This window comes from Demequina maris (assembly GCF_000971155.1).
GTDB classification, from domain to species: Bacteria; Actinomycetota; Actinomycetes; order Actinomycetales; family Demequinaceae; genus Demequina; species Demequina maris.
Map to the genome: position 1 here is coordinate 18,386 of NZ_BBLX01000010.1, position 12,070 is coordinate 30,455.

The following is a 12,070-nucleotide window of genomic DNA, read 5'->3' on the forward strand; positions in this document are numbered from 1 at the left end:
CGGGGACGATGCGGCGGCCGGGTCGGCCGCGAGCGCTCAGCCCCAGGGCTCGTCGCCGACGACCGCGTCCTGGCCCGTCCGCGCCGAGTCGATGATCGCCAGCGACAGCGCGTGGTCCCACAGCCCCTGCGCGAGCGGGTACGGCTCCGGCCCCTCTCCGCGGGCCCACATCCCCATGTCGAGGAGGATCTGCGCGACCGCGAGGTCGTCCTCCGACATGCGGCTGTCGTGCCAGGCGTTCCGATAGACCACCTCGCCGTCGAACGACGAGTGCCATAGCGCGTTGCCCTCGAGGTTGAGGTCCAGCCCGGTGCGCCGATGCTCGATGCGGGACCCGACCGGCCCCTCGGGCGTCATGCGGAGCACCGAGTCGTCGGCGATCTCGCCGTGCGAGCCGCGGATCACGATGCGGCGGTGCAGCGTCGGGTTCCACCACTGGTTGTCGACGAAGTCGTAAAGCCCGTGGCGGCCGTCGCCGAAGTCGAGCGTCGCGATCGTGGTCGTGCGCGGCTGGGGCTCGTCGGAGCCGACCCAGCCATCGGGCGTGAGCGGATCCACCATCGGCGCGGTGAACGTCCGCCCGGTGACCCGCGCACCGGTGACGCCGGCGGGCGAGCCCGACCCGAGCATCGTCCGGATGAGCGAGACCGCGTGATAGAGGTGCGTCGACGACAGCTCGACCGCGTGCGGCGCCCCGATCACGCCGCGGCGGATCACCTCGATGCGCGCGGCGTGGCCGGGCATGCGCGTGTACTGCTCGGCGACCTGGACCAGCCCGGTGTCCCCCACGGACGCCCACAGCGACCGCAGCCCGGGCAGGTCGGGCGCGGGCGGGGTCTCCGCGAGCACCGGCACGCCGGCCTCCACGACGTCGCGGATCACGCCGGGGCTCGCGTCCCACGGCACGGCCGCGACCACGAAGTCGGGGCGCAGGCTCAGCGCCTGGTCGAGCCCGCCGACAGGCAGGTGGTCGTGCAGGCGCGCCGCGAACGGGGCGGCCGCCGCTCTTGCCTCGACCAGCGCATCGTGCGCCCGCGCGGGGGTGCGCCCGACGATCGCGACCGGCTCGAGCAGCTCGGGCGCCATCGCCGCGAGGCGCAGCATGAAGCGTGTCCGCCAGCCCGTGCCGACGATCGCGAAGCGCACCGGGGTCATGACAGGCGCTCCACGAGCAGCTGCGCGAGGTGGCGGCCCTGGACGTCGGCGAGGTCGTCGGCCTGGGTGCGGCAGCTGACGCCGTCGGCGAGGTAGACGCTCCCGGGGGGCGCGGACCGCAGCGCGGGCAGCAGCGAGTTCTCCGCGACCTTCACGGACGTCTCGTAGTGCCCCTTCTCGGTGCCCCAGTTGCCGGCGAGGCCGCAGCAGCCCGCGGTCTCGGTCACGGTGGCGCCGGCGCGCGCGAGCAGCTCGCGGTCCGCGGTGTAGCCCATCACCGAGTACTGGTGGCAGTGCGGCTGCACCACCGCGGTGACGTCGTCGAGCGACGGGACGCGCCAGCCGTCGCGCGGCTTGACGGGCGCGCGACCGGTGAGCACCTCGGCCAGCGTGTAGGTGGACGATGCGACGGCACCCGCGCGCGGGTCGTCCGGCAGGAGCTCGGTGAGGTCGCCGCGGAGGACGCCCATGCACGACGGCTCGACGCCGACGATCGGCACGCCGTTGACCGCCCACGGGCCGAGCACGGACAGCAGGTGCGACAGGTGCTTCTTGGCGCCGTCGAGCTGGCCGGTCGAGATCCACGTGACGCCGCAGCACGCGTCGCCCGCGACCACGACCACGTCGATGCCGGCGTCCTCGAGGACCTGGACGATCGCCGTGGGGATCTCGGGGTCGAGGCCGTCGGTGAACGAGTCGGCCCACAGCACCACGAGGTTGTCGAGGCGGGTCGCGCGGGTCGGGTCGGCGCGGCGCGCGCGGGCCACCTCGGACCGCCGGAACGGCACCTTGAACTCGGGCAGGCGACGCCGCTTGTCCATGCCGGCGATCGGCACGACGAGGCGCTGCACCCACGCCGGCCGCATCACGGCGGAGATCAGCCGCGGCGCGAGGCCGACGATCTTGAGCCAGCGCGGGAGCCACCCGATCGAGTAGTGCGTCATGGGCCGCACCTTGTTCTTGTAGGTGCGGTGCAGCACCTCGGACTTGTAGGCCGCCATGTCGACGCCGGACGGGCAGTCCGAGGAGCAGGCCTTGCAGGACAGGCACAGGTCGAGGCTCTCGAGCACCTCCGGCGAGGTCAGCCCGCCGATCAGCGTGCCGTTGAGGGCATCCTGCAGCACGCGGGCGCGGCCGCGGGTGACGTCCTTCTCGTCGCCGGTGGCCTGGTAGCTCGGGCACATGAAGCCCGAACCGGCGCCGATCGAGTCCGCGCGGCACTTGCCCACGCCCGTGCAGCGGTGGACGGCCTCGGCGAGGTCGCCGTGGTCGTGCTCGAGCGCGAGACCGAGGGCCGGGGTGCGCGGCGCGGCGGGGCGGCGCAGGTGGGCGTCGAGCGGGTCGGGGTCGACGATGACGCCGGGGTTGAGGAGGTTCTCGGGGTCGAAGAGGTGCTTGACGCCCTGGAACAGCGCCACGGCCTCCTCCGAGTACATGGTGGACAGCAGCTCCGAGCGGGCGCGGCCGTCGCCGTGCTCCCCGCTCAGCGAGCCGCCGTGCGACGCGACGAGGGCGGCGGCGTCCTCCATGAAGGCGCGCAGCGAGCGGCCGTCCTCCTGCATCGGGATGCCGAGCCGCACGTGGATGCAGCCGTCGCCGAAGTGGCCGAACGGCTGACCGACCACGCCGTGGCGGTCCATGAGCGCGTCGAAGTCGCGCAGGTACGCGCCCAGCCTCTCGGGCGGGACGGCGGCGTCCTCCCAACCCGGCCAGGCCTCCTGGTTGTCGGGGGTGCGGCCGGACAGGCCGGCGCCGTCCGCGCGGATGGCCCACAGCCGGGCGGCCTCCTTGGGGTCCGCGACCTCGCGCCACGCATCGGTGCCGGAGTCCGCCGCGAGCGCGGCAAGGGTGGCGCGGGCCTCCTCCTCGGTGTCGCCGCCGACCTCCACGAACAGCCAGCCCGCGCCGTGCGGCAGGTCCGGCACGGGCCCGGTGGCGCCGGCCACGCGGGCGACGAGGCGGGCGTCGAGGCCCTCCACCGCCTGGGGACGATGCGCGAGCATGGGGACCACCGCATCGGCCGCCGCGGGCATGTCGGCATAGCCGAACGCGGCGGTGAGGCGGACGGCCGGGACGTCGACGAGCCTGACGGTCGCCTCGAGGATGGTCGCGAGGGTGCCCTCGGAGCCGACGAGGAAGGTGGCGAGGTCGGCGCCGAGCTCGGGCAGCAGGTGCTCGAGCGAGTAGCCGCTGACCTGGCGCGAGAAGCGGCCGAACTCGGTGCGGATGAGAGCGAGGTTCGCCTGGACGAGCTCGTCGAGGCCGGGGATCGCGTCGAGCCCGCGCGGTCCGGCGGTGAAGCGGCGGCCGAGGCCGTCGACGGCGTCGAGCGCGATGACGTTGTCGGCGGTGCGGCCGAAGGCGACGGCGTGCGGGCCGCACGCGTTGTTGCCGATCATGCCGCCGAGCGTCGCGCGCGTGGAGGTCGAGGGGTCGGGGCCGAAGCGCAGGCGCGCGCCGGCGACGGCGGCCTGCAGGTCGCTCAGGACCACGCCGGGCTGGACGCGCGCGGTCTTGGCGTCGAGGTCGACGTCGAGGATGCGGGTCATGTGGCGGCTGGTGTCGAGCACGAGGCCCGGGCCGATCGCGTTGCCGGCGACCGAGGTGCCTCCCCCGCGCATCGTCACCGGGACGCGGGCCTCGCGCGCGACGGCGAGGGCCGCGAGCAGGTCGTCGGCGTCGCGCGGGTACGCGACCACGGCGGGCGGGATGCGGTAGTTCGAGGCGTCGGTGGAGTACTCGGCGCGGCGGCGGGCCGAGGCGTCGACCTCGCCATCGATGGCGCGCTCGAGCGCGGCCGCGAGGTCCGCGGCGTCGGCCGGGGCGGGGGTCTGGGGCGCCGTCGTCGTCACGTCGGCCATTCTTCCACCCGCGGTCCCGTCTCCTGCCAGGGACGTCGGGCCCAGCGCGGAAGGCGAGAGCACAACTCTCACGAACCGCAATTCTGTTGCATACCTGGCAAATAGGACGCACGATGGGAGCAAGCCCGAGGGAGGCCCCATGCAGCCGCTGCGCGCACTCGCCTTCGCGACCGTCCTCGCCACCGCCACCGCGGGGGGCGCGGGGGTCGCCGCCTCCGTCGTGACCACGATCGCGATCGGAGCGACGACGCCGAACGTCAACGTCAACGTGTCGTGCGGCTCGCAGATGAACCTCGACATCACCTACAACGAGGCGCCCGAGATCGTGGACGTCAACTGGGTGTTCACCGTGACGACCTCGGAGGGCGACGTCTTCGTGCTCGAGGACATGGACTCCGACCTCATGGGCTTCCACCCCGTCATCGACGCCGCCGACCTGCCGGACGTGAACTACACGTTCACCGTCGACGCGCAGTACGGCGACGAGGTGTTCCTCGGGGTGTTCTCGGGCTCGGTGATCTGCACGACGGAGACCCCCACGCCGTCGCCGTCGGAGACCGACACCACGGAGCCGACGACCGAGCCGACCTCCACGACGGAGCCCACCTCGACCACCGAGCCGACAAGCACCACGTCGCCCACCACCACGTCCGAGCCCACCGAGACGGCCACGGACGGCACGGACACCGACACGGGCGTGCTCGGCGACAGCACCGGCGCCTCGCCGGTCCCGGGCGACGCCGACTACACCGGATAACTGGGGCGTCGACCGCGCCCACGGCCACAGGCGCACGCACCGCCGCGAGTCCCACCAGCCCCATCCGTCACACCCGTATCAGCATGCCGCACCCGCCACGGCGAGAATCAGGCCCGCGCGCCGTGCCGAAACCCCGGCGAGACGATCGAAGCAGCTGGGGGTAGCGGTGCCATTGCTGAGGGCCCCCACGTCCCCCCGGCGCAGGAGGGCGTCATGCGCACCCGCACACTCCTCGCCTCGACCGGGCTGCTCGCGCTGGGCATCGTCGCCGGCGCGTCCGCCGCCATCGCGGGCGAGGACAACCCGAGGAACGACCCGCACGTGGAGACCCAGAAGGTCCTGATCTGCCACGCGACCGCGTCGGAGACGAACCCCTTCACCGTGAACGAGGTGTCGTGGAACGCCGTCGACAACGGCTACAACATCGACTTCAACGGCCACGGCGACCACGAGGGCGACATCATCCCGGCGTTCGCCGACTTCCCGGGCCTCAACTGGACCGAGCTCGGCCAGGCGATCTGGGAGAACGGCTGCGAGATCCCCACCACGGAGCCCGAGCCCCAGGAGACCACCGTCCCCGAGGAGACCGAGACCCCGGAGCCCGAGGAGACGACCACCCCGGAGCCGGAGGAGACCACGGAGACCGAGGTCGAGGTCGAGTCCGCGACCACCACGACCGAGACCCAGGAGGAGACGGCCCCCGAGGCCGAGTCCGCCACCGCGGTCCTCTCTGACGCCGGCTTCACCGGCTGATCCGCGGCTGGAGGCGGGGCCGGGTGGGCGCGATGCACGCCCGGCCCTCGCATCGTCCCCGCGTCAGGCCGGGACGACCGACGGGCCGGGCTCGAGCCCGATGCTCTCCATGAGCGCGCGCACGCGCCGGTCGATCTCGTCGCGCTGGTCCTCGGACGGACCGGGCTCGATGGCCCAGTCCTCGTAGCGCTTGCCGGGGATGTACGGGCAGGCGTCGCCGCAGCCCATGGTGACGATGACGTCGGCCTCCTGGAGCTGCAAGTCGGTCCAGTGCTTGGGGTGCTCGTGGGTGATGTCGATGCCCACGGCGGCCATCGCGGCGACCGCGCCCGAGCTGAGCGCCTCGCCCGGCTGCGAGCCGCCAGACCACGAGGTCGCGCGGTCGCCGGCGTAGTGGGCGAACAGGCCGAGGGCCATCTGGGACTTGCCCCCGTTCTTCACGCAGAGGAACAGGACGGCGGGCTTGTCGGACATGGGTTTCCTTTCAGGTGGACGATGCGAGGCTCGCCGCGAGGCGGCGGACCCGGGGTTCGAGCGCGTCGAAGGCCGCGGCGAAGGCAAGCGTGGTGCCCTCGGCGGCCGGGTCGGGGACGGACCAGTGGAGGTCGCCGCCGCAGTCCTCATACGCGAGGTCGCAGACGGCGACGACGAGGTCGCCCTCCTGCCGGACCTCGGCGAGGTCCGCGGGCGCGAGGGCGACGGGCGCGAGGCCGCGCCGGTCGAGCTCGTCGAGGGCGAGCGGGTGGATGCGCGGCGCGGGATCCGTCCCGGCCGACGCCACGGGGACGATGCGCGCCGCCGCCAGCATCGCGGCCGCCATCTGGGAGCGGGCGGAGTTGGCGGTGCACGTGAAGACCACGCGGGCGGGGCGCGGCGACCCCTGCGTGGCGAGCGCGGCCTCGACCAGCGGCGACCACGCGAGCGCGAGGTACGAGCGGCGCCCGTCGGCGTCGGAGCGGCGGCGCAGGATGACGCCCGCCTCCTCGAGCACCCGGAGGTGGTGGGCGAGCAGGCTCGAGGCCATGCCGGTGCGCACGCCGAGCTCGCCGGGGGCCAGGTCACCGTCCGCGAGCGCGTCGACGAGCGCGAGACGATGCGCGTCGGCGAGGGCCGCGAGGACGGCGAGGCGGTCGGTCACGGGATCAGAGTATCTCAACCTGCGTTGAGATATCGCCGATGCGGGCCGAAGGTCCCGAGACGGCGCATCGTCCCTGCTCACGGGGCCCGTGCGAACGGCGACACGCGGGGCTGCGGTGCGCGCGCATCGTCACGTCCGGGGCCACACTTGAGCCGATAACGGCCTCACTTCTGTCACATCCTTCACGTCCGTATATCTAAGCCCCATGGGTATATGTGGACTTCGCCACACCTTTGACGCTCCCTCACCCCCGCCGGACGATTGGGCCAACCGGGAGGACAGGGCGCTGCTGAGGGCGTCGGATCACCCTCCCGGAGCGGAGGGAAAAGATCATGCTGAGGAAGACCCTCGTGGTCGCGGCCATCGCCGCGCTCACGTTGATGACCAGCTCGCCAGCGCTGGCGACGACAGGCGACACGCAGCCCGGGAACGACGGCGTCCACAAGGTGTGGGTGTGCAAGTACTCGGGCACGCCCTACGTCGACGAGGTGCTGAAGCCGGGCAAGAACCCGATCGCGGTGGACGGCAGCGCGACCGTCGGCACGTACTTCAAGGACGGCCAGGGCCAGTCCTACGTGCTCGACGACGTGACCGACGAGAACACCGCGCAGGGCGAGTCTTACAAGGGCACGCTGACGTGCCCCGAGGGCCGCTCGTTCGACTACGACTGGGAGTACGCGGCGCCCACGTGCACCGCCCTCACCGTCGACTACCCGGCGGCGCTGCCCGCCGGCCAGGCCAACGACGTCAACGTGCGGCTCAAGAACCTCGCCACCGGCGAGGAGAAGACGCTCAACTTCCACAACGGCGGCGGCACCTGGTCCGGCACGCAGGTGTTCGACTTCACGTCGCACCACGCGTGGCCCGGCTGGGGCTACTACGCGGTGACGTGGGTCCAGGTGGCCGGCTCGAACTACCACTGGTCCGGCTCCGTGACGTGCGGTGAGCCCGAGAAGCCGGTCAAGCCCGAGACCAAGGTCGAGACCACCGAGTGGGAGGTGTCGGACTACCTGTGCGAGTCCGAGACCGTCACGCTCACGCGCAGCGTCACGACCACCACGTACTCGTGGGACGAGGGCTCGTGGAGCTGGAAGGCCTCCGCGTCCACCGAGACCGAGACCGACTCCCGCGCGATGACCGAGCAGGAGAAGGCCGCGCAGTGCGAGGAGCCGCCGGTCGACGTCTGCCTCAACATCGAGGGCGTCCAGACCGAGGTGCCCGAGGGCTACACGACCGACGGCAAGGGCAGCTGCTGCGAGTGCACTCCCCCGCCGGTGGTCGACAAGTGCCTCAACATCGACGGCGACCAGGCGACCGTGCCCGAGGGCATGACGCGTGACGGGGACGGCGACTGCTGGACCCCGAAGCCGGAGACCAAGGTGGAGTACACGGAGTGGTCGGTCTCCGACTACATGTGCACCAGCGAGAAGGTCACCGAGACCCGCACGAAGTCGACCACGACCTACACGTGGGACACCGCGACCGGCGCCTGGGTGGGCTCGACCTCCGAGACCACCGAGACCCAGAAGCGGGCGATGACCGAGGACGAGGCCGCGGAGCTGTGCCCGCCGGACGAGCCGCACAAGGTGTTCGTCTGCAAGTACGTGCAGACCCCGGACGGCTACGAGATCGCGCAGACCGGCCAGAACCCGATCTCCGTGGACACCCACGCGATTCCGGGCTGGGACGACTCGCTGCCGATCGAGGACAACCCCAAGTGGTTCGCCGACGCGCAGGGCCCGTCGATGGTGATCGCCTGGGACGAGGAGCAGGGTGACGGGCAGAACAACGAGCCCACCATCGACGACTGCCTCATGCCCCCCGTGGTCCAGGTCTCCGACTGGAGCGGCGAGCCGATGTGCGGCATGGACTCCTACACCGAGTGGGCCACCGAGACCACGACCGGCTACCTGCTGGTCAAGGACGGCGCGGGCTACTCGTGGGAGCCGTACACCACCTACAAGACCCTGTACCGGACGGTGAAGGTCGAGGAGGTCGTGCCCTGCGAGGACGCCACCGCGGAGATCACGGTGATCCCCGCATCGTGCGACGCGCCCGGCGCGGTCGACGAGGTGACCACCATGTACGCGACGCTCGAGGGCTCGCTCGACGAGACCGTGGGCGACCACCTCGCGACGTTCACGGCGGACGAGGGCCACGCCTTCGCCGGCGGTGACACCGAGCTGGTGGTGTCGTACGCGATCGCGGCTCAGCTCACCGAGGGCTGCGCGACCGACTCCCCGACCCCGCCGTCCATCGACGGGACCATCGTGGGCGAGATCTGCACCGCCGACGCGCCGTACCTCGGGTACGACATCACGCTGACGGACCCTGACGGCGTCTCCACGGACGACGGCACGGCGACGATCACCTTCGTCCACCCGACCAACGCGGCGAAGAACTGGACCACGACGGTGGAGATCGGCACCGGCAAGGTCCTCTGGCCCGGGGCGAGCGTCGACAAGAACGGCGTCGCGAACAACTGGCCCGGATACAAGTACGACGCCGCCAAGGACGAGTGGGTGTCCGTCGGCAACAAGAACTACGGCTGGACCCGCGCGGAGGACACCGAGGTCATCATCTCGGTCAACCCGAGCAAGTCCTTCGAGGTCTCCTACCCGCCGGCCACCCCGGTCTGCAACTCGGAGCCTGCCGTCGAGATCCTGAGCGTCCTCGACGCTCCGGCTGCCACCCCGGTGACGGGCGTGGCCACGTACACCGGCTGATCCCCGGTGTACGGGCCCGGCGCGGTGCGGCCTACCTCAGCGGGCCGCACGCGCCGGGCCACTCCCCTCGGGGAGTGGAACAGAGGGGGGATGCTGAGGGGGCGGGGCGCTGAGGCCCGCTCAGGGCGGGCGCTCAGACCCGCCAACCGTGGGGCCCTCTGAGGGGCGGGACCCACGACGTCGATCCCGGCGTCCGGTGAATCATCTCACCGGAGGTCGGGATCGATGCTGTTCGGGGTGGGTGGGCGTTGTGCGCGCCGCTACGCCTCGTCGATGTAGACGGGCGTCCCGAGCGGGATGCCGATCGCCTCGACCATCTCGGTGATCATGCCGTTCGGCACGCGGATGCAGCCGTGCGACACCGAGCGGCCGAACGAGTCCGGGTCGTTCGTGCCGTGCAGGCCGATCACCGCGTCGCCGCCGGCGAACTCGTCGAGCACCGGCGAGTAGCCCGACAGCCCGTACGCGTACGGCCCGTAGATCCCGTCGGGGTCCGGCGGCTGCAGCAGCTCGCGCACGTAGTAGACGCCGCCGGGCGTGGGCAGCTCGTCGGTGCCGAGCCCGATCTCCGTGGTCAGCACCGCGGTCTCGCCGTCCCACACGGTGAGCTCGTAGGCCGCCATGTCGATCTCGATGCTCATGTGCGTCGCGGCGAGCGACACGTCGTCTGCCGCCACCCAGCCGGTCGAGCCGTTCGGCCGGATCGGCAGGTACACCTCGAGCCACGAGCCCTGGATCTGCTTCACCAGGAACGTCAGCGGCGTCGCGTCCGGCACCGTGAGCACGTCGGACGCCCTGATGACGGTCTTCTCCGCACCGTCGGGCTTCTTCAGCACGGTGATCTTCGTGCCGCGCGCGGTCGCGATGTACGACAGCGTCGTGTCCTCCGACGCGGTCGCGGACGGCGACGGCGAGGCGGTCTCCGTCGGCTGCGCCGCCACCACGGCGGACGATGCGCTGGGCGAGGGCGACGGCTCGGTCGCGGGCGTGCAGGCGGCGAGCGCGAGCGCGCCCACCACGGTGAGCAGCGCGACGATGCGGCGCATCGGACCTCCCTCAGACCCCTCGGCTGCTCAACCCTACGACGCGCATCGTGCCCGCGGAAGCACCGCGTCCCCGACATGCGCCGAGGGCCGCCCCGTGGGAACGGGCCGCCCCGTGGGAACGGGACGGCCCTCGGACCTGGGCGGTTGGCGCGTCAGGCGGTGACGAGCACGGGCTCGCGCTGCTCGTCCGCGCCGCCGTCGGAGAGCTCGCCGGAGGACGCGTCGCGGTCCTTGTCGGAGCGCATGAGGAAGCTCGCGATCACCGTGACCGCGACGATCACGACGGACATCACGAGGTACGCGTTGGCGAAGCCGATGGACTCGTAGGCCTGGCCGAACGGCAGCGAGAACGCCGCGACTCCCAGCGACTTGGCCACGCCGAAGCCGAGCATGTACGCGGTCGCGGAGATCCTGACGTCGAACATCCTGGTGATGTACTTCATGACGGACACCAGCATCAGCGGCATCTCGATCGCGGCGAGCAGGCGCCACGCGATGAGCGCCTCGGTGGTGGTGACCAGCGCCGAGCCGAGCACGCGCACCACGAGGATCGCGGCGAACAGCTGCAGGCCGCGCTTCGCGCCGATCTTGTTGACGAACCAGGGCGCGACCAGCATGACCGCGGCCTCGAGGAAGATCTGGATGGTGACGACCTGCGAGAACAGGGTCACCGGGTCGCCGTGGTTGACGTGCTGCGCGAAGTAGATGGAGAACTGCTGGTCGAAGACGTCGTAGAGCGCGGCCGTGCCGAACATCAGCACGACGAAGCCGACGAAGCTGCGGTCCGTGAACAGGCGCTTGATCGTGTCCTTGCTGACCTTGGTGGTCGACGACTCGCCCGCGGCGGCGCTCTGCTTGGCCTGGTCCGGGACCTTGGCGACGAAGAGCAGCGCGCCCAGCACGATCGCGCAGAACGACGCGGCCCACCAGATGCTGTCGGGGTTGACGTTCGCCCACATCCAGCCGGCGACCAGGGTGATGGTTCCACCGGCGATCGAGCCGAAGAGGCGCGCGTGGCCGTACTCGAACTCGTTGGCGCGTGACGCGCGCTCGTTGAAGGCCTCGACCACGGACACGCCGGCGAGCAGCACGAGCGCCATGAACATGCCGCCCACGACCGCGGCGCCCACCATGCTCCACTCCATCAGCGGCGGGAACACGAAGGCGAAGAACGGGCCGACCATCGCGCCGCACAGCACCACGAAGGCGAACAGGTTCTTCTTGAGACCCAGGCGGTCCTGGAGGTAGCCGTACAGCGGCTGGAGGCACAGCGCGGTGATCGCCATCACCGTGTTGATGAGGCCGATGTTGCCCTCGCCCATGCCCTTCTCCGACAGCCACAGGCCGTGGAAGGAGAAGAAGATCTGCCAGATGGCGAAGTAGAAGAAGTACAGGCCGCCGTAGTTCCAGAAGACCCCGCGCTTGAGGGAGGCCAGGATGGACCCGCCGCCGGTGGCAGGCGTGCTTGCAGTAGGTGCGCTCATGGCACATCCCTTCGGGGAATCTCGTGGAGGTAGGCCGCCGTGGCCTGGACGGTATGCGGCGCGCGGGTGGAGGTCCACGGGCGCAGGCACGCTGTCACCGCTAACAGAAGGTCACTCTACGTCACCTGGTGTTGAAAACATCGTAATTGG

General features: G+C 71.4%; 9 protein-coding genes. 3 read left to right on the forward strand and 6 right to left on the reverse strand.

Annotation, left to right across the window (positions count from 1 at the left end):
* Nucleotides 1-36: 36 nt before the first annotated feature.
* Nucleotides 37-1,155, reverse strand: coding sequence for a Gfo/Idh/MocA family protein (locus tag AOM02_RS11310; protein ID WP_062299270.1), 1,119 nt, complete (start codon nt 1,153-1,155; stop codon nt 37-39).
* Complete coding sequence (locus AOM02_RS11315) at nt 1,152-4,016, reverse strand: FAD-binding and (Fe-S)-binding domain-containing protein (RefSeq protein WP_062299271.1); 2,865 nt, start codon at nt 4,014-4,016, stop codon at nt 1,152-1,154. Before AOM02_RS11315 ends, AOM02_RS11310 begins: the two co-directional genes overlap by 4 nt.
* Nucleotides 4,017-4,155: 139 nt before the next feature.
* On the opposite strand from AOM02_RS11315, the gene AOM02_RS11320 reads away from it, so the two are divergent.
* Nucleotides 4,156-4,773 (forward strand): hypothetical protein, encoded by a 618-nt coding sequence (locus AOM02_RS11320; RefSeq protein ID WP_062299272.1) that lies wholly within the window; start codon nt 4,156-4,158, stop codon nt 4,771-4,773.
* Nucleotides 4,774-4,986: 213 nt separating this feature from the next.
* Nucleotides 4,987-5,526 (forward strand): hypothetical protein, encoded by a 540-nt coding sequence (locus tag AOM02_RS11325; RefSeq protein WP_062299273.1) that lies wholly within the window; start codon nt 4,987-4,989, stop codon nt 5,524-5,526.
* A 63-nt stretch (nt 5,527-5,589) separates the two neighbouring features.
* Here AOM02_RS11325 and AOM02_RS11330 read toward each other — a convergent pair whose 3' ends face one another.
* Entirely contained in the window at nt 5,590-6,000 is a 411-nt protein-coding gene (locus tag AOM02_RS11330; protein ID WP_062299274.1) for an arsenate reductase/protein-tyrosine-phosphatase family protein, read from the reverse strand.
* Nucleotides 6,001-6,010: 10 nt separating this feature from the next.
* Nucleotides 6,011-6,664 (reverse strand): arsenate reductase/protein-tyrosine-phosphatase family protein, encoded by a 654-nt coding sequence (locus AOM02_RS11335; protein ID WP_228373830.1) that lies wholly within the window; start codon nt 6,662-6,664, stop codon nt 6,011-6,013.
* 332 nt (nt 6,665-6,996) lie between these two features.
* Here AOM02_RS11335 and AOM02_RS11340 point away from each other — a divergent pair, with 332 nt between their 5' ends.
* Nucleotides 6,997-9,390, forward strand: a complete 2,394-nt coding sequence (locus tag AOM02_RS11340; RefSeq protein ID WP_062299276.1) for a hypothetical protein — start codon at nt 6,997-6,999, stop codon at nt 9,388-9,390.
* Nucleotides 9,391-9,650: 260 nt separating this feature from the next.
* Here AOM02_RS11340 and AOM02_RS11345 read toward each other — a convergent pair whose 3' ends face one another.
* Together AOM02_RS11345 and AOM02_RS11350 are read right to left on the reverse strand one after the other, a co-directional pair.
* Entirely contained in the window at nt 9,651-10,436 is a 786-nt protein-coding gene (locus AOM02_RS11345) for a L,D-transpeptidase (protein ID WP_062299277.1), read from the reverse strand.
* 152 nt (nt 10,437-10,588) lie between these two features.
* Nucleotides 10,589-11,920, reverse strand: coding sequence for an oligosaccharide MFS transporter (locus AOM02_RS11350; protein WP_062299278.1), 1,332 nt, complete (start codon nt 11,918-11,920; stop codon nt 10,589-10,591).
* Nucleotides 11,921-12,070 lie beyond the last annotated feature (150 nt).

What these genes read in the sequence shown, in the direction of transcription:
- AOM02_RS11340 (WP_062299276.1), top strand. Translation starts at nt 6,997, where the DNA reads ATGCTGAGGAAGACCCTCGTGGTCGCGGCCATCGCCGCGCTCACGTTG.
- AOM02_RS11330 (WP_062299274.1), bottom strand. Translation starts at nt 6,000, where the DNA reads ATGTCCGACAAGCCCGCCGTCCTGTTCCTCTGCGTGAAGAACGGGGGC.
- AOM02_RS11310 (WP_062299270.1), bottom strand. Translation starts at nt 1,155, where the DNA reads ATGACCCCGGTGCGCTTCGCGATCGTCGGCACGGGCTGGCGGACACGC.
- AOM02_RS11345 (WP_062299277.1), bottom strand. Translation starts at nt 10,436, where the DNA reads ATGCGCCGCATCGTCGCGCTGCTCACCGTGGTGGGCGCGCTCGCGCTC.
- AOM02_RS11320 (WP_062299272.1), top strand. Translation starts at nt 4,156, where the DNA reads ATGCAGCCGCTGCGCGCACTCGCCTTCGCGACCGTCCTCGCCACCGCC.
- AOM02_RS11350 (WP_062299278.1), bottom strand. Translation starts at nt 11,920, where the DNA reads ATGAGCGCACCTACTGCAAGCACGCCTGCCACCGGCGGCGGGTCCATC.
- AOM02_RS11325 (WP_062299273.1), top strand. Translation starts at nt 4,987, where the DNA reads ATGCGCACCCGCACACTCCTCGCCTCGACCGGGCTGCTCGCGCTGGGC.
- AOM02_RS11315 (WP_062299271.1), bottom strand. Translation starts at nt 4,016, where the DNA reads ATGGCCGACGTGACGACGACGGCGCCCCAGACCCCCGCCCCGGCCGAC.